26 protein-coding genes are annotated in these 25,050 nt (G+C 38.2%); 13 read left to right on the top strand and 13 right to left on the bottom strand.

The features are described 5' to 3' along the window. Window positions 1–40 precede the first annotated feature (40 nt). From BQ5341_RS04045 to BQ5341_RS04055, 3 genes are all read left to right on the top strand, one after another. Window positions 41–994, top strand: a complete 954-nt coding sequence (locus BQ5341_RS04045; RefSeq protein ID WP_071130748.1) for a DHH family phosphoesterase — start codon at window positions 41–43, stop codon at window positions 992–994. A gap of 99 nt (window positions 995–1,093) precedes the next feature. Continuing rightward, window positions 1,094–1,789 carry a zinc metallopeptidase gene (locus BQ5341_RS04050; RefSeq protein WP_071130749.1) on the top strand — a complete coding sequence of 232 codons (696 nt, stop codon included), beginning with the start codon at window positions 1,094–1,096 and terminating at the stop codon, window positions 1,787–1,789. 121 nt (window positions 1,790–1,910) lie between these two features. Beyond that, complete coding sequence (locus BQ5341_RS04055; protein WP_071130750.1) at window positions 1,911–2,246, top strand: hypothetical protein; 336 nt, start codon at window positions 1,911–1,913, stop codon at window positions 2,244–2,246. Window positions 2,247–2,303: 57 nt separating this feature from the next. Here the strand turns inward: BQ5341_RS04055 and hemW are convergent, their stop codons facing one another. Then, entirely contained in the window at window positions 2,304–3,482 is a 1,179-nt protein-coding gene (gene hemW, locus BQ5341_RS04060) for a radical SAM family heme chaperone HemW (protein WP_071130751.1), read from the bottom strand. Window positions 3,483–3,688: 206 nt separating this feature from the next. Between hemW and hrcA the strand changes: the two genes are divergently transcribed. The 4 genes from hrcA (at window position 3,689) to dnaJ (ending at window position 8,759) form a co-directional block, all read left to right on the top strand. Beyond that, window positions 3,689–4,738 carry a heat-inducible transcriptional repressor HrcA gene (gene hrcA / locus BQ5341_RS04065; RefSeq protein ID WP_071130752.1) on the top strand — a complete coding sequence of 350 codons (1,050 nt, stop codon included), beginning with the start codon at window positions 3,689–3,691 and terminating at the stop codon, window positions 4,736–4,738. A gap of 24 nt (window positions 4,739–4,762) precedes the next feature. Next, complete coding sequence (grpE, locus tag BQ5341_RS04070) at window positions 4,763–5,350, top strand: nucleotide exchange factor GrpE (RefSeq protein WP_071130753.1); 588 nt, start codon at window positions 4,763–4,765, stop codon at window positions 5,348–5,350. A gap of 34 nt (window positions 5,351–5,384) precedes the next feature. Beyond that, complete coding sequence (gene dnaK, locus BQ5341_RS04075; RefSeq protein WP_071130754.1) at window positions 5,385–7,223, top strand: molecular chaperone DnaK; 1,839 nt, start codon at window positions 5,385–5,387, stop codon at window positions 7,221–7,223. 375 nt (window positions 7,224–7,598) lie between these two features. Next, entirely contained in the window at window positions 7,599–8,759 is a 1,161-nt protein-coding gene (gene dnaJ / locus BQ5341_RS04080; protein WP_071130755.1) for a molecular chaperone DnaJ, read from the top strand. Between the two features lie 56 nt (window positions 8,760–8,815). On the opposite strand, the gene BQ5341_RS04085 is transcribed toward dnaJ, so the two are convergent. From BQ5341_RS04085 to nrdH, 9 genes are all read right to left on the bottom strand, one after another. Next, window positions 8,816–10,798 (bottom strand): ABC transporter permease, encoded by a 1,983-nt coding sequence (locus BQ5341_RS04085; protein WP_071130756.1) that lies wholly within the window; start codon window positions 10,796–10,798, stop codon window positions 8,816–8,818. After that, on the bottom strand, window positions 10,770–11,543 hold the full coding sequence (locus tag BQ5341_RS04090; protein WP_071130757.1) for an ABC transporter ATP-binding protein: 774 nt from the start codon (window positions 11,541–11,543) through the stop codon (window positions 10,770–10,772). The genes BQ5341_RS04085 and BQ5341_RS04090 overlap by 29 nt, the downstream gene beginning before the upstream one ends. Window positions 11,544–11,622: 79 nt before the next feature. Then, complete coding sequence (locus BQ5341_RS04095) at window positions 11,623–12,594, bottom strand: sensor histidine kinase (RefSeq protein WP_071130758.1); 972 nt, start codon at window positions 12,592–12,594, stop codon at window positions 11,623–11,625. Continuing rightward, window positions 12,591–13,283, bottom strand: coding sequence for a response regulator transcription factor (locus BQ5341_RS04100; RefSeq protein WP_071130759.1), 693 nt, complete (start codon window positions 13,281–13,283; stop codon window positions 12,591–12,593). Before BQ5341_RS04100 ends, BQ5341_RS04095 begins: the two co-directional genes overlap by 4 nt. 17 nt (window positions 13,284–13,300) lie before the next feature. Then, entirely contained in the window at window positions 13,301–13,714 is a 414-nt protein-coding gene (locus BQ5341_RS04105; protein ID WP_071130760.1) for a GtrA family protein, read from the bottom strand. 86 nt (window positions 13,715–13,800) lie between these two features. Next, window positions 13,801–14,757: a class 1b ribonucleoside-diphosphate reductase subunit beta gene (gene nrdF, locus BQ5341_RS04110; RefSeq protein WP_071130761.1), complete on the bottom strand. Its 957-nt coding sequence runs from the start codon at window positions 14,755–14,757 to the stop codon at window positions 13,801–13,803. Between the two features lie 64 nt (window positions 14,758–14,821). After that, the gene (gene nrdE, locus BQ5341_RS04115) at window positions 14,822–16,987 is read right to left on the bottom strand and encodes a class 1b ribonucleoside-diphosphate reductase subunit alpha (RefSeq protein WP_071130762.1); all 2,166 of its coding nucleotides are present in this window, start codon (window positions 16,985–16,987) and stop codon (window positions 14,822–14,824) included. Further along, the gene (gene nrdI, locus BQ5341_RS04120) at window positions 16,950–17,348 is read right to left on the bottom strand and encodes a class Ib ribonucleoside-diphosphate reductase assembly flavoprotein NrdI (RefSeq protein ID WP_071130763.1); all 399 of its coding nucleotides are present in this window, start codon (window positions 17,346–17,348) and stop codon (window positions 16,950–16,952) included. The genes nrdE and nrdI overlap by 38 nt, the downstream gene beginning before the upstream one ends. Further along, window positions 17,348–17,569 carry a glutaredoxin-like protein NrdH gene (nrdH, locus tag BQ5341_RS04125; RefSeq protein ID WP_071130764.1) on the bottom strand — a complete coding sequence of 74 codons (222 nt, stop codon included), beginning with the start codon at window positions 17,567–17,569 and terminating at the stop codon, window positions 17,348–17,350. Before nrdH ends, nrdI begins: the two co-directional genes overlap by 1 nt. Window positions 17,570–17,834: 265 nt before the next feature. Between nrdH and BQ5341_RS04130 the strand changes: the two genes are divergently transcribed. The 5 genes from BQ5341_RS04130 to BQ5341_RS04145 all read left to right on the top strand — a co-directional run bounded on the left by BQ5341_RS04130 (window position 17,835) and on the right by BQ5341_RS04145 (window position 22,525). Next, entirely contained in the window at window positions 17,835–18,347 is a 513-nt protein-coding gene (locus BQ5341_RS04130) for a FeoA family protein (protein ID WP_235836370.1), read from the top strand. Further along, a complete protein-coding gene (gene feoB, locus BQ5341_RS04135) occupies window positions 18,344–20,494 on the top strand; it encodes a ferrous iron transport protein B (RefSeq protein WP_071130766.1) in 2,151 nt (716 codons plus the stop codon). Before BQ5341_RS04130 ends, feoB begins: the two co-directional genes overlap by 4 nt. Before the next feature lies 1 nt (window position 20,495). Then, window positions 20,496–20,627 carry a FeoB-associated Cys-rich membrane protein gene (locus tag BQ5341_RS10385; RefSeq protein WP_106396166.1) on the top strand — a complete coding sequence of 44 codons (132 nt, stop codon included), beginning with the start codon at window positions 20,496–20,498 and terminating at the stop codon, window positions 20,625–20,627. Between the two features lie 333 nt (window positions 20,628–20,960). Further along, window positions 20,961–22,076, top strand: a complete 1,116-nt coding sequence (locus tag BQ5341_RS04140) for an ABC transporter transmembrane domain-containing protein (RefSeq protein WP_071130767.1) — start codon at window positions 20,961–20,963, stop codon at window positions 22,074–22,076. A 35-nt stretch (window positions 22,077–22,111) separates the two neighbouring features. Continuing rightward, window positions 22,112–22,525 carry an ATP-binding cassette domain-containing protein gene (locus BQ5341_RS04145; RefSeq protein WP_071130768.1) on the top strand — a complete coding sequence of 138 codons (414 nt, stop codon included), beginning with the start codon at window positions 22,112–22,114 and terminating at the stop codon, window positions 22,523–22,525. Window positions 22,526–22,590: 65 nt separating this feature from the next. Here BQ5341_RS04145 and BQ5341_RS04150 read toward each other — a convergent pair whose 3' ends face one another. Together BQ5341_RS04150 and BQ5341_RS04155 are read right to left on the bottom strand one after the other, a co-directional pair. Beyond that, entirely contained in the window at window positions 22,591–22,842 is a 252-nt protein-coding gene (locus BQ5341_RS04150) for a hypothetical protein (RefSeq protein WP_158661736.1), read from the bottom strand. Window positions 22,843–22,855: 13 nt separating this feature from the next. Further along, window positions 22,856–23,287: a hypothetical protein gene (locus BQ5341_RS04155; RefSeq protein ID WP_071130770.1), complete on the bottom strand. Its 432-nt coding sequence runs from the start codon at window positions 23,285–23,287 to the stop codon at window positions 22,856–22,858. A gap of 91 nt (window positions 23,288–23,378) precedes the next feature. Between BQ5341_RS04155 and BQ5341_RS04160 the strand changes: the two genes are divergently transcribed. Further along, window positions 23,379–23,921: a EutP/PduV family microcompartment system protein gene (locus BQ5341_RS04160; protein ID WP_071130771.1), complete on the top strand. Its 543-nt coding sequence runs from the start codon at window positions 23,379–23,381 to the stop codon at window positions 23,919–23,921. A gap of 31 nt (window positions 23,922–23,952) precedes the next feature. On the opposite strand, the gene BQ5341_RS04165 is transcribed toward BQ5341_RS04160, so the two are convergent. Then, window positions 23,953–24,972, bottom strand: coding sequence for a peptidylprolyl isomerase (locus BQ5341_RS04165; protein WP_071130865.1), 1,020 nt, complete (start codon window positions 24,970–24,972; stop codon window positions 23,953–23,955). Window positions 24,973–25,050: the final 78 nt, after the last annotated feature.

A 25,050-nucleotide genomic window follows, 5' to 3' on the forward strand; every position in this document is an offset into this window, starting at 1 on the left:
AATAATTTAAAAAAGGAAGTGACGCGTTTTTACGCGAATAATGAATATTACTGACGAAATTTTAGAAATGATTAAACAATTTGAGACGATTATTATCCACCGCCATCAACGGCCTGATCCTGATGCCATCGGTTCACAAGCGGGTCTTGGGGAAATTTTAAAAACAAGTTTTCCAGCTAAAAAGATTTTACTTGCCGGTGAAACGACGGATGGTTTAGACTTTTTGGCGAAAATGGATTCAGTAACGGCTAAAGATTATGACGGGGCGCTGGCCATTATTGTCGATACCGCTGATACACCACGAATTGATGGCGAAAATTATGATTTAGCGAAAAAATGGATTAAAATCGATCACCATCCTAACGATCAACCTTATGGCGATATTTGCTACGTTAATACCGATGCGAGTTCTTGTTCTGAGATGATTACTGATTTTTATTTGCAACATCAAGACGAGTTGAGCTTATCTGATAATGGGGCGCTACTATTATATGCCGGGATTGTTGGTGACACGGGGCGCTTTTTATATCCAGGGACAACGCCCGAAACGTTAAGAATGGCCGCAGCTTTGCGAGAATTTTCTTTTGATGCTGCAGCATTAAATCGGAAACTCGACTCCGTTCCGATGAAAATCGCTAAATTATTTGGCTATGTTTTTGAAAATGTGACCTTAGATGAATTTGGCGCTGGTGTTTTAATGTTAGACAGCGACGTAATGAAAAAATTTGATGTGGTAGATGCAGAAGTTTCGTCGATTGTTTCTTTACCCGGGAAAATTGAAGAAGCACAAGCTTGGACAATTTTTGTAGCCCAAGAAGATGGGACGTTCCGCGTTCATTTTCGGTCAAAAGGGCCAGTTATTAATGAACTAGCTAAATTACATCATGGCGGCGGTCATCCCATGGCATCAGGTGCCAAAGCTAAAGATGTGACAGAAACAGAAGAAATTTATCGTCAGTTGCAAACTATTGTTCGAGATTTTTCTACAAAATAAGTTTAAATTTCTTTAAGGTGCAGATTAAAAAGTGGTAGATTAGCCAAAATTTGTTAGACTAAAAAGAGAATAGAAGAAAATTCAACAGGAGGTGGTCGGATGTTTCCATTTTTTTGGGATCCAACGTATATTTTAGTAATTATTGGGATTGCTATTTCAGGGTTAGCTTCGGCCTATGTGAACAGTACGTTTAAAAAGTTTGACGAAGTACGCAGTCGAAAAAATGTTACCGGAACGCAAGCTGCTCAATTTATTTTGCAAGACAGTGGCATTACTGATGTCATGGTTCGGCCGATTTCCGGGAATTTATCGGATAATTACAATTCAAAAGATAAAACTTTGAACTTGTCTGAAAGTACTGCTCAATCGATGTCTGTAGCAGCGATTGGCGTAGCAGCTCATGAATGTGGGCATGCCGTCCAAGATCAAAAAAATTATATTCCTATGAAAATTCGCCATGCAATTGTCCCAGTAGCAAATCTTGGGTCAACGATTGCCTTTCCGTTAATTTTAGTTGGCGTCCTTTTAAGTTACAATCAAACGCTGATTTACTTAGGAATTTTTGCTTTTTCTTTCGCCCTTTTATTTCAATTAGTGACTTTGCCAGTAGAATTTGATGCCTCGAGACGGGCGGTCAAAATTTTATCGGCGGGAAATTTATTGACTGAAGAAGAAGTGCCCATGGTCAAAAAAGTTTTGTTTGCTGCTGCACTCACTTATGTGGCCGCAGCTTTAAGTACTTTTTTACAGTTGTTGCGTTTGATCATTTTATTTGGTGGTCGCAACAGAGATTAATAGCGAAAAAGGAAACTCATTGACGCGAGTTTCCTTTTTTTTGAGATTTTTAGATAGTCAATTCATATTGTTACGGCTTTCAATTTCACTGTGGTACAATTAAGGAAAGGGAGCTGATAATATGAAAACTTCAACAAAAGTTATTTTAGGCGTAACTGTTGCCGGTGCTGTAGTAGCCAGCGGTGCTATTTTATCTGTTAAGTTTGCCGGTGAAAAATTTGCCCATGCCAAAAAGCGTCATCAAGTAAAAGGTTTTGTTCGCGATAAACTTGACGGCAATGAAAAAATCATGGCGATGGTTGATAAATTATCTGATGAAGATCTAGATCATGTAACTGCCATTGCTGGAAAAGTGAAAGATAGTAAAGATCATATTTCGGTGTACGGTAATGCTTTAAAAGAAAATACCCAAGATCTAAAAGACAAATTAGTTAATTTCGTCGAAGATTTAATGTAAGAAATTTTAACCAAAAAAACACCTCTGGCCTTTACGCGCAGGAGGTGTTTTTTGGTTTTATTCACTTAATAAAAATTCTTCAAAAACGAGATTGCCGATAAATAAACTTCTGGGGGTGAGTTTTAACCAGCCATCTTCTAAAACGAGTAATTTATCATTTATTAATTTTTTTGTCACATCGCCGTAGACAGACCAGTAATCGACGCCAAATTTTTTGGAAAAATGTTGTAAAAAGACCCCTTGTTTTTTTCGGAGACCTAAAAACATTTCTTCTTCCCAATGATTTTTGGTCGTTAATTTTTCTTTTTCTAAAATAGGTAATTTATTTTCCGCAATTGGATTTAAATAATGAGGAATTGGCCCGAAATTTCGGTAGCGAATATCTCTTAAAAATCCGGAAGCTCCCGCACCAAAACCGAAATACTGTTCATTATTCCAATACATAAGATTATGTTGGCTTTCCAGACCAGGAACGGAAAAATTACTAATTTCGTATTGCATTTTGCCCGCTTTTTCTAAGGAAGTAAGAGCCATTTCAAACATATCAGCAGCCAAATCATCATCTGGCATGGCCAGCCGTCCTTGGCGCACCCAATTCATAAAGCGAGTTTTGTTTTCTAAAATCAATGAATACAACGAATAATGCGGCAAATCTAAAGCAACGGCTTGATCTAATGTTTGTTGGAAATTTTCCTTACTTTGGCCAGGCAAGGCATAAATCAAATCAATAGAAACATTCGTAAATCCGGCTTGGTCAATAAGTTTTAAAGTATCATAAACATCTTGGGCAGAATGTTTTCGACCGATTTTTTTTAAAAGGCGATCATCAAAAGTTTGGACACCTAAAGATAAACGATTGACGCCGTAATTTTTCAAGACCGCTAATTTATCCGCTGTTAAGTCACCAGGATTGGCTTCAACCGTATATTCCATGGCGTTATCGCGGGGCAATTCTTTTTGTAAACCAGCTAGTAAAACGTCTAATTGTTTTGCACTTAAAGCAGTCGGCGTGCCACCGCCAATATAAAGAGTGCTGACGTCAAATGGTTGTTGCTGTTTAGCTAAGCGAATTTCTTTTAGCAAAGCTTGAATATATTCATCTACTGGTTGACCTTCAAGAAAAAATTTATTGAAGTCGCAGTAATAACAAAGATGCTCACAAAAAGGGATGTGAATATAGGCGGAAATTTTTGGTTGAATTAAGGATTGGGACAAAATGATTTTTTTTTCTTCCATAATAATCCTTTCTAATTATCTTGCTTTCTTTTTATGCTACCACGGATTTTTCAAATTGCAATCACCAGGCTAGAAATTCAAGTTGGCACTCGAGACAATTAAGTGCTAATTTTTTAAGTCAAATCCTTGACAACCCTTTGTAAACTTGATATGATACAGAAGTATTAGCACTTAGAGTATAGGAGTGCTAGTAAGGAGGTGGAACAATGTTAACGAGTCGTCAAGAAAATATTTTACGTCTGATTATTCAAACGTTCACCACCACCGGACAACCCGTGGGCTCGAAGTTTTTGATGGAACACGGTATCCAGGCCTCTAGTGCCACCATTCGTAACGAGATGAGTGCTTTAGAACAATTGGGTTTACTCAATAAAACTCATTCATCGTCAGGACGAGTGCCGTCGTTAGTTGGTTTGCGATATTATGTTGATCATCTGTTAGTTCCTTCTGCGGTAACCAATGAACAAGTTACAACGATTCAACAAGCATTTTTACAGCCGTTCAAAGAAATTGACGATATTATCGAAGCTTCAGCGAGCATTTTATCGAGTTTGACGCGCTACACCGCTTTTTCTCTAGGACCGGAACTTTCGGAACGAAGATTGACAGGATTTCGAATCGTACCATTAAATGCCCGGCAAATTGTGGCTGTCATTGTGACTGATCACGGCAATGTGGAAAGTCAAATTTTTAATTTGCCTAATCAATTGTCCGCCGAAGATTTAGAAAAAATGGTCCGAATCATTAATGAACGCCTTGTTAATCAACCCTTACTGAGTGTTTATCATAAGTTGCGAACAGAAATTCCTTTAGTTTTGCAAAAATATTTTCAAACGCCGCAAGGTATTTTGAATTTATTCGAACAATTATTCGCTACGACTTTTGATGAGCGGGTCTTTGTCGGTGGAAAAATGAATTTACTGGATTTTCAGATGACTCATGATGTCAATCATTTCAGGCAATTGATTACGCTGATGGATAACGGCGCGGCCCTTTCGCAATTATTGGAAAGACAAGGCAGCGACCAGAAACCAACCGCCATTGCTATTGGTGAAGAGATTGGCAATAGCTCTTTGAACGATTTGGCCTTGATTACTTCAAATTATGAAATCAATGGTCACGGGCAAGGGCGGATTGCGATTCTTGGACCAGCTAACATGCCTTATGAAAAAGTATTGGGTCTGTTAGATGTTTTTAAAAATGAAATGGAAAACCGTCTGAGCGCCTATTACCGCTTGTTAGACGGGAAAAATTAAAAAGTTAGAAAGAAGGTTTCATGATTGGCTAAAAAAAAGCAGGAAGAAAAGTTTTCTGAGGATGTTAAAGCAAACCAAACAGAAACAAATCACTCAGAAGAAATTTTCAAATTTCCTGAAGAGGAAACAACAGATGCAACAAGTGAAGCTCAAAATGAAGTCGATCCAGTTGCTGATTTAACGGAGCAACTTTCTGAAATGGAAGACAAATTTTTACGAGCTCAAGCAGAAATTGCTAATATGACTCGTCGTTCTCGCCAAGAACGGGAACAATTGACGCGTTATCGCTCGCAAGATTTGGCCAAAGGAATTTTAGGAAGTTTGGACAATTTGGAACGCGCGTTAGCTACTGAAGTTAACGACGATCAAGCAGCGGCTTTGAAAAAAGGCGTGGAAATGGTCTTAGAAGGATTGCGCCATGCCTTAAAAGAAGAAGGCGTCGAAGAAATTCCGGCCTTAGCTCAAGCTTTTGATCCTAATTTACACCAAGCAGTCCAAACCGTGGCAGCAAGTGATGAATTCCCAGCTGACACCATCATCTCTGTGTTACAAAAAGGGTACCAACTCCATGAACGGGTGTTACGTCCGGCTATGGTGATTGTTGCTCAATAAAAATAAAAAATTAAATTTAAAAGGAGAAATTCTTATGTCTAAAATTATTGGTATTGACCTAGGTACAACAAACTCTGCAGTCGCTGTTCTTGAAGGCGGAGAAGCAAAAATTATTACAAATCCAGAAGGTAACCGCACAACACCATCTGTTGTTGCTTTTAAAAATGGTGAAATTCAAGTCGGTGAAGTTGCTAAACGTCAAGCAGTAACCAATCCTGATACTGTTTCTTCCATTAAACGTCATATGGGCGAAGCAGGTTACAAAACGGAAGTAGATGGCAAATCTTATACACCACAAGAAATTTCAGCGATGATTTTGCAATACATGAAAGGTTTTGCTGAAGATTATCTTGGGGAAAAAGTTGAAAAAGCAGTTATTACAGTTCCTGCTTACTTTAACGATGCGCAACGTCAAGCAACAAAAGATGCTGGTAAAATTGCCGGTTTAGAAGTGGAACGGATTGTTAACGAACCAACCGCTGCAGCATTAGCTTATGGTTTAGATAAAACCGACCGCGACGAAAAAATTTTAGTCTTTGACCTTGGTGGTGGGACATTCGACGTTTCTATTTTGGAATTAGGCGATGGCGTCTTTGATGTATTATCAACATCTGGTGATAATTTACTTGGTGGGGATGATTTTGATAACAAAATTATCGACTACTTAGTGGCTGAATTCAAAAAAGAAAATGGCGTTGATTTATCTAAAGATAAAATGGCCGTTCAACGGTTAAAAGATGCTGCTGAAAAAGCGAAAAAAGATTTATCCGGTGTGTCTAGCACTCAAATTTCCTTACCATTTATCACTGCCGGCGCTAATGGTCCATTGCACTTAGAAAATACATTAACTCGTGCTAAATTTGACGATTTAACTTCTGATTTAGTTGAACGGACGAAAACTCCTGTCCGCAATGCGTTGCGTGATGCTGGACTTTCTCAATCTGATATTGATGAAGTTATTTTAGTCGGTGGTTCAACTCGGATTCCTGCAGTAGTTGAAGCCGTTCGTAAAGAAACAAATAAAGAACCAAATAAATCTGTAAACCCTGATGAAGTTGTAGCCATGGGTGCTGCTATTCAAGGTGGAGTTATCACCGGTGACGTGAAAGATGTCGTTTTACTTGATGTAACACCATTATCTCTAGGGATTGAAACAATGGGTGGTGTCTTCACTCGTTTAATCGATCGCAATACAACAATTCCAACGAGCAAATCACAAGTCTTCTCAACCGCTGCTGATAGCCAACCTGCTGTAGATATTCATGTCTTGCAAGGGGAACGTCCAATGGCTGCTGATAATAAAACTTTAGGTCGTTTCCAATTAACCGATTTGCCACCAGCTCCACGTGGTGTACCACAAATCGAAGTTACATTTGATATCGACAAAAACGGGATCGTTAATGTTTCCGCTAAAGATTTAGGAACGAAGAAAGAACAAAAAATTACGATCAAATCTTCATCCGGTTTATCTGACGATGAAATTGAACGGATGGTTAAAGACGCTGAGTCTAATGCCGAAGCCGATAAAGCGCGCAAAGAAGAAGTTGATTTGCGCAATGATGTTGATGCATTGTTGTTCACTGTCGACAAAACTTTGAAAGATCTTGACGGTAAAGTTGATGCTGATGAAGTTAAAAAAGCCGAAGACGCCCGCGACGAATTGAAAAAAGCTGTCGAAGAAAATAACATTGAAGATATGAAAACTAAACGCGATTCTCTAAACGAAATCGTTCAAAACCTAACCGTTAAATTATACGAACAAGCAGCTGCAGCGCAACAAGCTGAAAATCCTGATGCAGCAGCTGAAGCCCAAGATGGCAAAGACGACGTAGTAGACGCCGACTTCACCGAAGTAGACGACGACAAAAAATAGGTTGTCGCAAGTGCGTTTAGTGACGTAGGAAAATAGAAATTCTGAAAGTGAATGGAACATTCGCCAAAAGAATTATCTTTTTCCCTAGGCACTGCGCTTAAGACACCGAAAAAAAGGTTGTCGCAAGTGCGTTTAGTGCCGTAGGAAAATAGAAATTCTGAAAGTGAATGGAACATTCGCCAGAAGAATTATCTTTTTCCCTAGGCAGTTGCACTTAAGACACCGAAAAAATAAGTTGTCGCAAGTTGTCACGCTATGTTTAAAAAGCCAAAGATTTCTTTTGGCTTTTTTTCTTAGGCGAGTGAATCTAGAGTATCTTAGTAAAATATGTTATGATATGATAGATTTTTGAATTTAATTATTGGAGGTTTTTTGATGGCGGATAAACGCGATTACTATGAGGTGCTGGGCGTTGCAAAAGGTGCCAATGAAGATGAAATAAAAAAAGCCTACCGCAAGCTTTCCAAACAATATCATCCGGATATTAATAAAGAAGCCGGAGCTGAAGATAAATTTAAAGAAGTGGCGGAAGCCTATGAAATTTTAAGCGATCCACAAAAAAGAGCGGCCTACGATCAATACGGTCATGCTGGTACCAATCCTAATTATGGAGCTGGTGGCGGCGGTTTTGGCGGATTTTCCGGTGGTGGTTTCTCTGGTGGTAGCGGTGGTTTTGGCTTTGAAGATATTTTTGATTCCTTCTTTGGCGGTGGCGGATCTCGTCAAGTTGATCCAACAGCCCCACGGCAAGGCCAAGATTTGCAATACAGTTTGAATTTGAAATTTGAAGAAGCCATTTTTGGTGTTGAAAAAGAAATCAAATACAATCGTGAAGATGAATGTCATACTTGTGGCGGTTCTGGGGCAAAACCTGGGACGAGTCCGGTCGTTTGTCATAAATGTCACGGAGCCGGGACGATCAACGTGGAACGTCAAACGCCACTTGGGCGTGTGATGAGTCGCCAAACGTGTGATGTTTGTCGCGGGACTGGTAAAGAAATTAAAGATCCATGTCCAACTTGTCATGGAACGGGACACGAAAAATCTTCTCATACGGTGAAAGTAAATGTTCCAGCCGGTGTGGAAGATGGTCAACAAATGCGTTTGACAGGTCAAGGGGAAGCTGGGATCAATAAAGGTCCTTATGGCGATTTGTATGTTGTTTTCTATGTTGAAAAAAGTGATATTTTTGATCGTGATGGTTCAGAAATTTACTACGATATGCCCATTAGCTTTGTCCAAGCAGCTTTAGGCGATGAAGTGGAAGTGCCAACTGTTCATGGTAAAGTAAAATTAAAAATTCCAGCAGGCACGCAAACAGGAACAACTTTCCGCTTGCGTGGTAAAGGGGCACCTAAGTTACGCGGTGGAAGCTTCGGCGATCAACAAGTGAAAGTAAACTTGCTGACACCAAAGAGCTTAACAGAAGCGCAACGTGATGCTTTACGTACGTTTGCACAAGCTGGTGGCGACCAGGTAAATGAACAAGGCGAAGAAGGATTCTTCGACAAAGTATTTGGTAAAAAGAAAAAATAAATAAAACAAAAAACAGAAATTCTGAGGATGGAAGGATCCTTAGAATTTCTGTTTTTTTATTTTAAATTTAATTGGCGGAAATAGTAACGACTGGAAAAAAGGAAAAATAAGAATTGGAAAATAAAATAGACAAGCAAAATTTGGAAATAAATATTCCAAAAACTGATGGCGCTCAAAAGTTGGAGTGCCCAAAAGGCCATTGTGAAATGAAGTGTGGCAATAATTCCCGGTAAGAAATACATTAAAAGCATTTCGCGGCGAATAATTTTTTTGCGCATTTTTTCAGGGATTCCTAATAAGTCTAGTGCGTGTTGATACTTTCTTGCTTGAGGAATTTGGCCGAAAAGTCTAAAGGAGAGAATCGAAGCGGCGAAAATAAAGAAGACACCGCCTAATAAAATCCCAATTAACATAATTAGACCGTTCGCTTGGCGGCCGGCTTGCCATTGTTGATAGCGAGAAGTAAAGAAAAATGAATCGTCGAGATACTTTTGGTTATACGATTCTTGAAATTCAGTCAGCTGGTTATCAATGGATTGGGAAAATTTGGCATCTTTGGCCCACTGGGAATAATTAATAATCCAAACTTTAGTAGGGGTGCCAACAGCTTGTTCTTCAGGCGAATGATAAATTTTTTCAAAAAGAGCATCTTCTACTACGACAGCGTCCCACAAATTAACATTTAAAAAATCGGGAATTTTTTCGATCACAACGGGAATTTCTTCACCTTGAAAGGTCATCGTTCCTTGAGCTGTCCGTTCTTTGGCACTTTGACTTTTCAAAGTTTTTAATTCTGAATTGTAGCTGGCAAAAGTGTACATCTTGCTACCAGTCGGATGAAGAGGCGGCAAGCCAGCGGATGTGGCGAGTTGATTATATTGAGAAGCTTTAATGAAAGTTGGCGTAGTGGGCCAAAAATTATTAGGAGTAAATGGCGTTTGGTAATTCACTTCTAAGGTGTTCACTGTAAATTCTAGCGCCACTTGTTGTGCCTCTGGATATTTTTCTTGAATTTTTTCGGTGATTTTTTGACTAATTTCTTGCGTTTCTTTTGATGGCGATAAAATATAGCTGAAACTAATCGTCGTATTTTGCGCTAAGTTAGCTGAACCAATGGCCATGGTTACGCCAAGACCGACAAAAGCCACAGAAGCTGTTAAGGCAATTAAGGCATACATGGAGGCATTTTTTTTCGTTTGAAAAATTAATTCACTGATTAACAGTAAACGTTGGCCCAATTTGTTGCGGGGCTTTTTTTTCAAGTATTGTAAAAAAATAATCGAAAATTGGTGGAGCAGCAAAAATGTGGCTAAGATAGTTAGCAACACGCAAGCTAACAGAAGATAGAAGTTGGCCGATCCTCTAACAAAATAAATGAGCAAACCGTAACCGGCGATTAAACTAACAACATCTAATATAGCTAGTGATAATTTTGCTTTGGGAGTGGCAGGGGCTTTTTCTTCTCCTTTGGCTAGATCGGTTAAATTTTCCGTTTCAATTTTTCGGGTTTCTAAAAAAGAAATTAAAATAAAAATCAAGAAAAAACTAACGACGGAAAGGATAATCGCTTGCCAAGGGAAATAAAATTTTAAAGTGTCGGTTAAATGAAGCATTTTTTGCGCCACTAAAAGGAAAATTTTGGCAAAAATAGTACCGAGCAAAACGCCAGAAAAAATAGCCATACTGCCTAAAGTTAAATTTTCGCCAACAACCATTTTCCGCAAATTTTTCGGCGACATCCCCAACATTAAATAAATGGCGAGGTCCCGTTTACGGGCGCTTAAAAAATTGGCAAAAGAGTACCAGAGAAAAATAATCGAAAGAACAATAATCACCACTTGGGAAACCCCCAGCCCCATTTTAGCTAGAGCAGAAATGGTGTCAGAATTAGCCGGGAGATTATTTTGCAGTTGGGGATGGAAATAGAGAAGACCAAAAATAAAAAAAACAAAAACCGAATAGACGCTGGAGAGAAAATAACTGCCGTACGTCTGAGTATTGCGGGAAATGTTACGCCAAATGAGTTGTCGAAAATTCATGGCGCCCACCTCCCAAATGACTTAAGACCGTTAAAATTTCTTGGTAAAAGGCTTCGCGACTTTCTCCAAGATAAACTTCATTAAAGAGTTCACCGTCTTTAATAAAAATTACCCGCTTAGCATAACTTGCTGAAATCGGATCATGGGTCACCATTAGCGTGGTAACTTTTTTAGTCTGATTTAGCTGTTGCAAAATTTCCATCACGTCTCCGGCGGCCTTCGAGTCGAGATTTCCGGTAGGTTCGTCGGCTAAAATAAGGCTCGGGTCATGAATTAAAGCCCGGGCGATGGCCACACGCTGACACTCACCGCCGGAAAGTTCATGGACTCTTTTATTAGCTAATTTTTCAATGCCTAGTTCAGCCATTAACTCGCGAGTGCGACTTTCCATTTCAGTTAAATTTCCATGGTCTAAAGTTAAGGGCAACATAATATTTTCCGCAACAGTTAATGGCGAGAGCAGATTATAATTTTGAAAAATAAAGCCCAATTGCTGACGGCGGAAGGTGGCCAGTTTTTCTTTATCATAAGTGGCGGGATTTTCATCGTTTAATAAAATCGTGCCACTTGTGGGTTGATCGAGAGTACCTAGACAATTTAAAAGCGTCGTTTTCCCGCTACCAGATGGTCCCATAATAGCTACAAATTCACCAGTTTCCACTGTGAAATTCATTTTTTTTAAAACTTCTACCGGCACTTCACCGGCATAATTTTTCGTCAATTGATTGACTGTTAATATTTTCATTTTATTCACCTCAGATTGATTTTACAAAACATTTAGGAAAATCGATAGCGATTTTGTTGACAGTTTTCTTACATCTTTGTCAGCTTGGCAAAGTTTTTTTAAAAGTTAAAGAAAAAGTTGTCCCGACGCCTTGGGTTGAAGCGATGGAAAAATCAATCGCCAACTCTTTAGCAATATTATCGACTAAATAAAGACCCATACCAGTCGCTTCAGGAAATATTCGACCATTGGTGCCAGTGAAAAATGGTTCCTTTACGCGAGGCAAATCTTGCTTAGGAATCCCTTGGCCGTAATCGGTGAGCAAGATTGTGACTTGTGAATTAGAAACAGTAGCTGAAAATGTAATTTGAGAGTGGGAAGGGCTGTATTTTAAGCTGTTTTGTAGCAATTGTTGCAAAATAAAAGCCAGCCATTTTTCATCACTAGTGACGGTCAGGTCTGGCAAAAAATTTTTCGGATAAATTTCCCGCTGAATAAAACTCATTTTTTCTTTGATAATGGCTTGTTGGACGACTTGTTTAAGATTTAATTTTTGCAGGTGAAAATCATGTTCAAAGCTAGTGGCCCGGGACATATTCAATGCCAAATCCAGTCCTTCTTTTAAACGTTTGGTTTCTGCGACGATTTGGCGCGGATCAACTTGGTCTTCTTGCGCTAAAAGCGTCAAAATAGTGACAGGTGTTTTCATTTGGTGGACCCAAAGTTCGATAAAATCTTGTTGCTGTTTTTGAGTTTCCAGCAGTTGATTTGTTTTTTGCTCATGGGCAAGTTGATTGGCTTCAATCAATTGAGCTAAGGCAAGACTCATAGGGCTGGTATCTTTTTTTAAAGTAGCGGCAGATTTTTGGCCGGCTAAAAATCCCCAAAAATGCCGAGATTTCCAGTATGAACGAAAAAGGAGCGCGGCTTCTAAGATAAAGAAAATAAAAAAGCCATAGCCAAACAATAAAAAATTTTCATAGCCGTCTAAAAAAAATAAAACCATAACGACTAACATTAAGAATAAGTGGCTAATAAAATGGGTCAGATATTGTTGCCAAAAAATTTTCATGAAATTTCCTCAAAAGAAAGTCCATAACCCATGGAACGCAAGGTTTGAATCGTGTTTGGTAAGCCAAGTTCGGCTAATTTTTTGCGCAACCGGGTAACATTGACAGATAAAGTATTGTCATCGACAAACTGCTCATCGTCCCACAAAAGAGCCAGCAGCTGCTTACGATCACAAACTTGAGGGAATTTTTCTAAAAGACAGCCTAAAAGATCGCCTTCTTTTTTGCTAAGATTAATTGTTTGATTTAGATAAGTCGCACTGAGGCGCTCGGGATAGTAAGTGAGCCCATTTTTTTCAATAAAATTTCCCTTTAATTGGGGATTATAAGCGCCATAAACGCGACGCAAATGACTTTTAATTTTGGCCAAAAGGAGTTCGTAAGAAAAAGGTTTAGTAATATAATCATCAGCCCCGCATTCTAAAGCCCGCACTTGATCGATGGGATGTTCGCGGGCTGAGAGGAAAATCAGGGGAACCGTAGAAAATTTACGGATTTCTAAACACCAAAAAAAACCATCAAAATAAGGCAAGTTGACATCCATTAAAACAAGCTGGGGATCATTTTGCCGTAAATTATCGGTGACTTGTTGAAAATCCTGACAGACAGTCACTTGATAGTTGTATCTTTCGAGGTGTTGTTGAATTTGTTGAGCTAAATGTTGATCATCTTCTACTAAAAAAATCTTCATGGCAGTCTGATGTCTCCTTACTTTTTGAAAATAATTTTTTTGGACAAAAAATAGTTGGTGACGACAATGACTACTTGCGTCAAGGTCTTAGCCCAAAAATCTGACCAGGAAAGGCCGCTAATTAAAGCAATCATCAAGAGCATGTCTAGTCCTAAAGAAAAAATTCGTGCGCCAAAAAATAACGAAATTTCCCGCCAAAATTTTTGTCCGCGGCGATTTTCTCCTGTTTGAAAAACCCAAACTTTATTTACGACATAGGCAAAAAGGACAGAAAAAAACCATGCGAGAAAATTTATTAAGCGATAATCCCAGCCAGTTAAATAAGTTGTCAGAAAGTAAACGGCGTAATTTACAACGGTAGTTAATCCGCCGAAAAATAGATAAGTTAGAAGTTGGCGATTTTTTTCAAGTATTTTAAATATTTTAAGCATAGGCACCTGTTCCTATAATTTTTCCAGTTAATTTCTTTCAGTATACCAAAAAAGTCGGCTATAAAAAGCCGACTTAAGTCTGAGTTTTAAATTTTGTAGTCTGAATCATTCATGGCTTCCACTTGGCCTAATAAATAACCGTTACCGACTTGGGAGAAAAAGTCGTGATTGACAGTGCCGGTGGAAATTCCGTTCATCACAATCGGATTGACATCTTCGGCGGTATCGGGAAATAGCGGATCAAAGCCAAGATTCATCAGCGCTTTATTGGCGTTGTAACGCAAAAATATTTTCACTTCGTCCGTCCAACCAAGCCCATCATATAATTCTTCGGTATATTTTTCTTCATTTTCGTAAAGTTTATAGAGGAGATCATAGAGCCACTCTTTTAAATTTTCTTGAGCGGTATCATCCAGTTCATTAAACCCTTGTTGAAATTTATAACCGATATAAGTGCCGTGGACCGACTCGTCACGAATGATGAGTTTAATAATTTCGGCGACATTGGGAAGTTTGTTGTTGCCTAAATAATAGAGCGGCGTATAAAATCCTGAGTAAAATAGAAAAGTTTCTAGAAAAACGCTGGCGATTTTTTTCTCTAGTGGGGTGCCGTTTTTGTAAATTTCATTAATGATTTCGGCTTTTTTTTGCAAATAAGGATTTTCATGAGTCCATTGAAAAATTTCATCAATTTCTTGTTTCGTATTTAAAGTTGAAAAAATCGACGAATAACTTTTAGCATGGACACTTTCCATAAATTGAATATTGTTTAAAACCGCTTCTTCATGAGGGGTGCGAACATCATGGCGCAGTTGCTCCATCCCAGATTCTGATTGGACGGTATCTAAAAGTGTCAGTCCGCCAAAAACATGGCCGACGACTTTTTTTTCTAGCGCGGAAAGATTGCGCCAATCGTCTAAATCATTGGATAAAGGCACGCGGGTATCTAGCCAAAATTGTTCGGTTAGTTTTTCCCAAGTCGCTTTATCAATGGCATCTTCAATTTCATTCCAGTTGATGGCGTAATAATAAGTTTCAGTCATAGTTTCGTTGAATCCTCCTTGAATGTTAGGCAAAAAATTTGGGCGTCTTTTTAGATTGACGCTGTTAAATCGTACAGCTTTCACATTGATTGGCGCCAATTTCTTCATTATTTTCCGTAAAAGTCCGGACATAATAAATGGATTTAATCCCTTTTTTAAACGCATAATAGCGCAAAATTGATAAATCGCGAGTCGTTTGTTTATCGGTACCGCCATTTTTCCACTCGTAAAGACCATTAGGAATCACTGCCGGCATAAATAAAGTCAAACTCATTCCTTGATCGACATGTTTTTGGGCGATGGCATACGTGTCAATGACTTTGCGCATATCCATTTGGTAGGCGCTCGTGTAATAAGGCAAACTATCGTTGTTTAAAAGAGGCACCGGAAAATAAATTTTGCCGATTTTTTTCTCTTGCCGTTCTTCAATCAAACGAGTAATCGGATGAATCGAAGCTGAAGTATCGTTAATATAAGAAATCGAACCATTGGGAGCTACGGCTAGCCGGTTTTGATGATAAAGTCCGAACTGTTGAATATTTTTTTTCAGTTGGGCCCAATCGTTAGTAGTAGGAATAAAAATATGTTTAAATAATTCAGCGACTTGTGGCTGATGAATAACGATATCTTTTTCCAAATAAGGAATAAAGTAAGCGCCAGATGCGTAAGTGGAATTTTCAAAATTGGCAAAAGTTTCCTTTTTCTCTTTAGCAATTTTCATGGAAGCTGTTAAGGTCCAATAATTTAGCAACATAAAATACAAATCAGTAAATTCTAAAGCCGCATCTGAACCGTAAGTCAGCTGGTGGTGGGCTAAGAAAGTATGCAGGCCCATAGCGCCAAGTCCAATAGTGTGAGCTTTTTGATTGCCATTTTTAATGGAAGGGACGACATCAATTTCCGAATGATCGGTGACAAAAGTTAAGGCGCGGGTCATAGTTTCAACCGACTGGCCAAAGTCAGGTGACTTCATCAGATTAACAATATTTGTCGAGCCAAGATTACAACTAATATCGGTCCCCAGAGTGGCGTAACTTTGATCGTCATTTAAGACACTAGGTTCTTGGACTTGCAAAATCTCCGAGCAAAGATTACTCATAATAATTTTTCCGGCAATTGGACTATGGCGATTGGCAGTATCAATATTTACTACATAAGGATAGCCCGATTCTTGCTGGAGCTTAGAAATTTCTTCTTCTAAAGCGCGAGCTTTAATTTTTGTTTTGGAAATTTTTGGATTCGCAACGAGATTGTCATATTCAGCGGTAATATCGATATAGGAAAATGGTTTTCCGTATTCTTTTTCCACTGAATAAGGAGAAAATAAATACATATCGGCATTTTTTTGCGCTAATTCGTAAAATTTATCTGGAATAATAACGCCTAGTGATAACGTTTTGACGCGAATTTTTTCATCGGCATTTTCTTTTTTTGACGATAAAAATAATTCAATATCCGGATGGAAAATATTCAAATAAACCACCCCAGCACCTTGCCGCTGACCTAATTGATTGGAATAGGAAAAACTATCCTCTAGTAATTTCATCACCGGCACCACGCCAGAAGCAGCACCGGCATAACCTTTAATAGGAGCGCCGGCTTCACGTAAATTAGACAAAGTAATTCCCACGCCGCCGCCAATCCGTGACAATTGCAAGGCCGAATTAATGGCGCGGCCAATGGAATTCATATCATCAGTCACTTGAATTAAAAAACAAGAAACCAATTCGCCCCGTCGTTTACGTCCGGCATTGAGAAATGTTGGAGTCGCCGGTTGATAGCGTTGGTGAATCATTTCGTCAGCTAACTTCCAAGCCAAATCTTCATCGCCGCCAGCCATATACAAAGCGTTGTAAGCGACTCGATCAGAAAAATCTTCTAAGTAAAGGGTGCCATCGTTAGTTTTTAAGGCATATTGGGTGTAAAACTTATAAGCGGCCATAAATGATTTAAAACGAAAATTTTGCTCTCTTAGAAAAGCAAAAAGTTTTTCAATAAAGGTTAAGGAATACTGATGAAGAAATTCAGTTTCCAAATAATCATTTTCTGTTAGCCAAGAAAGTTTTTCTTCAACGCTAGCAAAAGTTTTCGTATTTGGTATGACGTTTTCCTTAAAAAAAGCAGACAAAGCTTCCAAATCTTTATGCAAAGGAATTTGGCCATTTTTTGGTCGGTTGATTTCGTTATTTAACTTAAAGTAAGTTACTTCTGGTAATTGTTTGAGACTCAAGTTGTTCCACCACTTCCGTTAATTTTTCGATATCGCGTGTCGTCCCTGAAAATTCAAAGCTATAAAGAATCGGTAGCTGAAATTCTTTGGCCAAATCTTTGGCAGTAAAAATAAAAAGTTCCGCAAAATTTCGATTGCCTGTTCCTACAAGCCCCATACAATAACGGGCATTTTCTTCATAAGCTAGAAATTCAAAAACTGGATCGGTTATTTCTCGCTCATAAGTTGGGGTGATTAAAATAAAAGGCTCCTTGATCGCTTTGAACGGATCAAGGGGCGTAATTTCTAAAGTGTTTGTAAAAGGGGATTTTTGAATAAAGCGCCGCGTTTGCCCGGCAACTGAAAAATAAATAATTTTCATTAGCTAGCCAGCGCCTTTAAACGATCGGGATTAAAACCCACAATCATATCATCTTGATAAAAGACCACCGGTACACTGACTAGGCCAAGTGATTTCAGCCAAGCGATTTTTTCCGGTTGTTCGTCAATATTTATTTCTTGAAAAGGCACGTCATGCGCCTCGAGATATCGTTTCACCATTTTGCATTGCACACAATTATTTTTTGAATAAACAGTTGTCATTTTTCTTCCTCCTTGCTTGCCTTAAGTATACGAGAAATATTTTAAAAGTCAACGAAATAACACAAGATAATGTATGCAAAAACATATCGACTACTATCCATAGTGGGTAAGTGACGGATTCAGCGGATTGTGCAAAAAATAAATAACAAAAAATTTTTTTAGTTAGAAGAGTTAAAAAAGGCTTTTTATTTTTGATTAGAAACACCAAGAAAACGCAATTTTTCATTGACTTTGGCCATTAATAAGGGTATCGTTTTAATTGGAAATGAGAATCATTCTCAACTTAAAGGAACGGGAGAAAAATAACTTGCTCACTTTAGCTCAAGGAGTTGTCGGGAAAAATTACCAAATCGCTGGATTCCACCCGTCCTTAATGCAAGATCATCATTTGCGCAATTTAGGATTAACGATGGGCAGTTCCATTCGATTGATTGCTCCACAAGTAGATGGTGGGATTGTCACCATGGGACCGACAAAAATAGCGCTGAATCAAGAAATTTTAGAAAAAATATTAATTACCGAAATCACTGAAGAAAAACCTCGCTACGCACTTGCTACGTTAAAACCTAATCAAAAAGGAAACATTGCTGCTGTCCTTGGCACCGGAGCGGTGAAAAGACGGTTATTAGATATGGGTTTAACGCGGGGAACAGAAATTTTACTGAGAAAAGTCGCGCCCATGGGCGATCCCATTGAAATTAAAATTCGCGGCTACGAACTCACGTTACGGAAACAAGAAGTGGAACTAATTATGGTGACGCTGGAGGACGATAGATGAAAAAAATATTCGCATTAGCGGGCAATCCCAATGCCGGAAAAACGTCCGTCTTTAATGAACTCACTGGTTCTAGTCAATATGTAGGAAACTGGCCAGGGGTCACCGTTGAGAAAAAAGAAGGCGTCTTGAAAAAAAATAAAGAAATCGCCTTACAAGATTTGCCAGGAATTTATTCACTTTCTCCTTATACGCCAGAAGAAATTGTCGCCCGTCGTTATTTATTGGAAGAAGAATTTTCCGGCATTATTAATGTGGTGGACGCTACGAATCTGGAGCGAAATTTATATTTAACGACACAACTATTAGAAATCGGTCAGCCGTTAGTTGTGGCGGTAAATATGATGGATTTATTGAGAAAAAGCGGCCAAGTGCTTAATTTAGAAAAATTAGCATATGGGCTAAATGTGCCGGTTGTGGGTGTATCAGCTTTAAAGAAAAAAGGCCTAGACGAACTAGTAAAAAAATCTCTTAGTCACGCTGCTAGTTCAATTAATCAAATGCCCCCAAGTTATGATCCACGCCTAGAAGCTGCTCTTAGTGAACTGGCTGATATTTTAGGCAATAGTTTACCAAAAACGGCTACTAGATTTTATTTAATGAAAGTTTTTGAACGTGATGAGGCAATTTTGTCGCAGCTAATTTTAAATCCATTACAAAAAAAAGAAATCGCTGAAGTTATTCATTTGACTGAAAAAATTTTTAAAGATGATGCCGAGTCGATTGTGGTAAATGAACGTTACGCATTTATTGAACGCGTTTTGGATTTATGTACCGAAAAAAAAGCGAGCGCGGAATTTTCTGTCAGTGATAAAATCGACGCCATTGTCACCAATCGCTTTTTAGCTTTACCGATTTTTGCTTTAGTCATGTGGGCAGTCTATTATTTATCGATTCAAACGATTGGAACGCTAGCCACTGATTGGGTCAATGAAGTTTTATTTGGCCAATGGGTGCCAACGACGATTGGAAACTTTCTGCAAATGATTCACGTCGCCCCTTGGATGCAAAGTTTAGTTTTAGATGGAATTGTAGGAAGTGTGGGAGCGGTCCTGGGTTTCTTACCACAATTATTAGTCTTATTTTTCTGCTTAGCGATTTTAGAAGACTGCGGCTATATGTCGCGGATTGCATTTGTGATGGATCGTCTATTTCGAAAATTCGGACTGTCAGGAAAAAGTTTTATTCCCATGTTAATTGCCACCGGATGTGGGGTGCCCGCCGTTATGGCCTCTCGCACGATTGAAAATGAAGCCGACCGCAAGTTAACCGTCATGGTGACGACGTTTATGCCCTGCTCAGCAAAATTACCGATTATCGCTTTAATTTCGGGGGCATTTTTCCCGCACAATTCTTGGGTGGCACCGTCTAGTTATTTCTTAGGAATTTCGGCGATCGTTTTATCGGGGATTGCTTTGAAAAAAACAGCACTCTTTGCAGGAGACCCGGCGCCATTTATTATGGAGTTGCCAAATTATCATTGGCCACAACCACGCAACGTGATTTTCCATACGTTAGAACGAGGAAAATCTTTTGTAAAAAAAGCAGGAACAATTATTTTTGTATCTGGCGTATTTATTTGGCTCTTGTCTAATTTTAATTGGCATTTGCAATTCGTAAGTGAAAATGAAAGTCTATTGGCTGATTTCGGTCGCTTCTTAGCACCAATTTTTGCGCCACTTGGTTGGGGAACTTGGCAAGGAACAGTGGCGACATTAATGGGACTGGTAGCTAAGGAAAATGTTTTAGGAACTTTTGGCGTTTTATTAGGCGGCCTATCTCAAGTTTCAGATACCGGATCGGAAGTCTGGCCACAACTGCAAACCATGTTCACTCCAATGGCGGCTTATTCTTTCTTAGCGTTTAATTTATTATGCGCCCCATGTTTTGCGGCGATGGGGGCGATTGCCAAAGAAATGAATAATCGCAAATGGACAGCTTTAGCTATTTCTTATCAATGTGGTTTGGCTTATGTGGTAAGTTTGATTTTTTATCAAGTAGGTCATGTGGCCTTTGAAGGTGGACAAATTGGATTTGGTTTTTATATGGCGCTAGTTTTTGTCGGTGTATTAACTTATTTTGTCGTTCGGAAACCAAAAAAATCAGTAGCAACAGTAAGTTTATCTGGACAATTGGAAAGGAGCCGATAAAGTGTCAACTTTTATTTTAGGGGTATTCATTTTCGGTAGCTGTGGTTTAGTAATATATAAAACAATTAAAAGAGGATCCAGTTGTGAAGATTGCACAACAGCTTGTGCGGTAAAAGATTTGAAAAAAAGCTAAAAAATTTTTAAAAGCGCAACTGGATTGAATAAAAGAGGAAGCATTTCGATGCTTCCTCTTTTATTTAGCCAAAATAAGCGGTGAAAATATTAGAATATTTTAAAAACTTATTGACATTACTTTAGATTTAAGATAATATTAAAAAAAAAATAAAAGGTGATTCCAATGAAAAATAAAAAATAAAATGGTTTAATCGTTCTAAAAAGTAATTTAAAGATGCACTTAAACTGCAAAAAAATGTTCTAGTGAGCTAGCTTTTTTTTGCAGTCGTTTTGCTCAGTTTAACTATTTATAATAACTGGAGGCTGCAAGGGCCTTTTTTGGAGGAGTATTTTGATTAAGTATATGTTACGCCGTAAAACTTCAAATTTTTTAATTTGTCTAATGCTCGTTTTGTATTCTGGTTTAACCGTGCTATCCGCATTTTTAATGACCTATTCTACCGATGCGTTAATCAAGTTGGATTTTAGCACTTTTTCTTTTTGGTTAGGAATTATTGTGGTCATCCGTATTTTTTTAACTTGGCTTGATTATTTTGAATCGGTTTATCAGGAAAAAATTATTCAAAGAATGGTCACTGATATTCGCATCGACATTGTCAAAAAAATTGGCGGGATGTCTTATGTTGAATATGAGGGCACCAAGTCGGAAAGTTATAGTTCTTGGCTGACTAACGATATGAAAAGATTGCAAGATGAAGGATTTACCGCTATTTTTCATGCCGTGGATTTAGGAGCGCAAATTATTTTTGCAACAATTGCCCTACTTTATTACAGTCTGCTAGTTATGATCGCAGCTTTGTTAACGACCGTGATGATGATCTATGTGCCAAGGAAACTAAGCGCAAATGTGAGTATCAAAAGTCGGGATTTATCCGATCAATACGAAAAATTTCTTAGTAAATCTAATAGCATTATTGGTGGATTTTCGATTTTTTATGCTTTCGATCGATTGCCCACCATGGTGAAGATGATTCGCCAAAGTTCTGTGGAAACAGAAGACGCTGCGGTAAATTTGCAAAGAGAAAAAGAAAAAGTTTTTGCAGCGGTAAATTTAGTTGGTTTCTTTGGCCAAATTGTCATCGATTTGCTCACCGGGTTTCTGGCCGTTGCAGGAGTTGTTACGGTGGGGTCCATTAGTTCAACGGGGAATCTGTCGGGAAAATTAACTTTTTCGCTCTCTAATATTACTAACGATTTTGTGGAAATTAAATCTAGCCGCGTCTTGTTGCAAAAGTTTGACTTAGCCCAAGACATTGAAAATGAGTCGCTAGTATTAGCTGAAGTCAATTCACCTATTGACATGAAGCAAATTGAAATTAAAAATCTCGCTCTTTCTTTTAGGGAAGAAATTATTTTTCGCGATTTTAATTTGACGATTCAGCACGGAGACAAAATTATTATCACTGGCCGCAGTGGAGGCGGGAATCAGCGTTTGCTAAAATATTAGCCGGTTACTATCAAAATTACACCGGGGAAGTTTTGGTGGATGGAGCGGAGTTAAAAACTATTTCTGAAAAAGACTATCGAAAATCGGTTTTATATGTGGAGCAGACGCCGTATTTATTTTCCGCCGATCTGCAAAATAACATTACCTTGTTTGAAGATCCGCAAGAGCCAGAGCTAAATCAGTTGCTTGATTTACTGGAATTAAAAAATTTAAATCATGATTTGACGAAATTATCTGGCGGACAAAAGCAAAGAGTCCATCTAGCTAGAGCACTTTATCAAGGGCAACAGGTGTTGATTTTGGATGAAGCAACTTCTTCTTTAAATAGTGAGTTGCAATACAAAATTGAAAAAGAGCTTTTTTCGCAAGAGGATCTAACAATTGTAATTATTACTCATCATTTGGATGCGAGAATTGCTGAGCTGGCTGATGAAGTAGTGAATTTTTAAGCGTATAACCAAAAAAATTGACCGCAAATTTTCTTGCGGTCAATTTTTTGTTATAATGAGGAGCATTACTCATAGTAAGCAGTAATTGTTTTGCCATCTTCTTCAATATATTTTAAGGTCAATTCTTTTCCGTCAAAATTTTTCTTTTCGGGAATTTCTTTTTTTGTTTCAAAAGTAGCCGATTGATAATCTTCGGCGTGGAAAGTTTCATTGGTGGAAGTGAAAGTAATTGTGTTCTCGGTATTTTTAGCCGGGGTACAAGCTACCATAAATAATAGACAACTGATAGTTACTAGTAATAATTTTATCGGACGCATGATAACTCACTTTCTACCCTAAATAGGCTGAAACCGTTCCAGAATAACGGATGTAATATAAATTATAAGAAGTCATTGGAATAACTGTATATCCCTGATAATACAGTGTTCCATAAAATGGAGTTGAGTACCCCGGTTCAAGTTGTGAATAGATTATTGTTTTGGGAACTACAGTGACTTGAGAAGATCTGGTCACAGTAATATCTTTATAAACCATGTGACCAACCGAACTTCTAAGGAGTAAATCAGAAGGTTTTGAGTAGGCTTCACTTTCTTCAGTGATAATAAAACCATCCAGTAAGTTCCCAGATTCATCAAAAAGTTGAGCAGTTTCGTTGTTTGTAACAACGGGAGAAATCACCTCCTCACTTGCAGACACATTTTTGATTCCAGCAAAACCAATAAATCCAACCAAAAGTGAAGCGAATAATAAAAATTTCTTCATACTAAAACCTTCTCTCTATTTTTTTGAACACCTTCATTATATTCTTAAAATTCCAAAAAGCAAACCTTTACATTAAAAGAAGGAGATGAAAATGAAAATTATTTTAATTGGATCATCTGGTGCTGGAAAATCAACTTTAACCCGGAAACTAGCAGAGATTTTAAATTATCCAGTATTGCATCTAGATAAAATTTGGCACACGACTGATTACAGCTCAGAAGCTGAAATTTGGTTTGCAGAAGTTGTCGCTGATTTTATGAAGAACAACGAAAATTATATTATTGACGGCAATTATGCCGGAACATTAGCCATAAGAGCGGCGGATTGTGATCTGATTATTTGGCTAAAAGTACCACGAATCGTCGCCTTAAAGCGCGTTATCTGGCGCAGTCTAAAACAAAAATTATCCAAAAAAAGTCGACCGGATATGGCTGCAGAATTTGAAGAAAAATTTGACCGCGAGTACTTAGAATTTTTAAAATTTGTTTGGGATTTTCCAAAAAAATCAGCACGCAAGATTGAAAATATTTTACAAAAGATTCCTAACAGCGCCCAAAAAATAATTATTGTGCAAACGAAACAACAGAGAAAAAGAGTGATCCTACAAATAAAAAAAGCGACTAGCCAAAATTAATTGGTCAGTCGCTTTTATTGATTATTAAAAATTATTCTGCTGTAGTAGTTTCAGTTGTTGATGCTTCAGTAGATTCAACGGTTGAAGCTTCAGTCGATGCTTCGGTAGATTCTTCCGTTGTTTCTGTTGCAGCGCTTGAGCTTGTTTCAGCAGTAGAGGAGTCAGTTGTTAAGTATTGAGACAAAGCTTCGTCAAAGGCGGAGTCTTTGATTTTAACATTGGCTTTTTTCAATTCTTCTTGGATAACACTCGTTACAAAAGTAGAATCGTTCATTTGTGTTTGAGTAGCGATTTCAGTTAAGTCGTCTTTGTAAGGATCCATGGAATTGCCTTTAGCTTGGTTTTTCACCATTTTAACTAAGTAGAAAGTATTTGCATATTGGCCAGTAACTGTAATGACTTCAGAAACAGCGCCATCTTCTAGAGCAAAAGCGGCTGCTTGAACGTCAGCTGGAACGGTGTCGGTGTCTTGAGAATCAAATTTAATTGTTCCGCCGTCATCTTTAGTTGTAGTATCGGTTGATACTTCTTTAGCTACATCGCCAAAATCAGCACCACCAGTAATTTCTGTTAAAGCAGCTGTAGCATCTTCTTCAGAAGCAGTAGTAATAATTTGTGCTTCTACTTCAGGGTGGAAAGATTCCCAAGCTGTTTTCAAATCATCATCAGTCACTTCAACGTGGCTGCGCAATCCGGCTTCAAAGGCTAAGCTTTGTTTAATTTGCGCTTTGAAACTTGTTTCTGTTAAGCCATTAGTTTTTAAAGTATCTTCAAATGTATCGCCATATTGATCGGCTGTTTCGTCGTATTTTTCTTGGATTTCTTTATCCGTAACGTCGTCGCCATAAGCTTCTTCAAAAACTTTATAAATCACCATATTTTGGACGATTTGTTGGGAAGTAGATTGACTTTTTGCTTCTTCGTAAAAATCTTCTACCGTAATTTTGCCACCTTTCATAGTCGCAATTTCTTGGGAAGAACTACTTGAGCAAGCAGCTAAAGTTAGGACGCTGGCCGCGCTTACGACAGCTAGGATGATTTTCTTTTTCATGTTCATTTGGGGCACCTCATTATTTTTTTTTAAAAGATTTAAGCTAACGAAAATAACTATACCACAGTTTGTAGCCTT

The organism is Enterococcus timonensis, from assembly GCF_900104595.1.
Taxonomy (GTDB): domain Bacteria; phylum Bacillota; class Bacilli; order Lactobacillales; family Enterococcaceae; genus Enterococcus_J; species Enterococcus_J timonensis.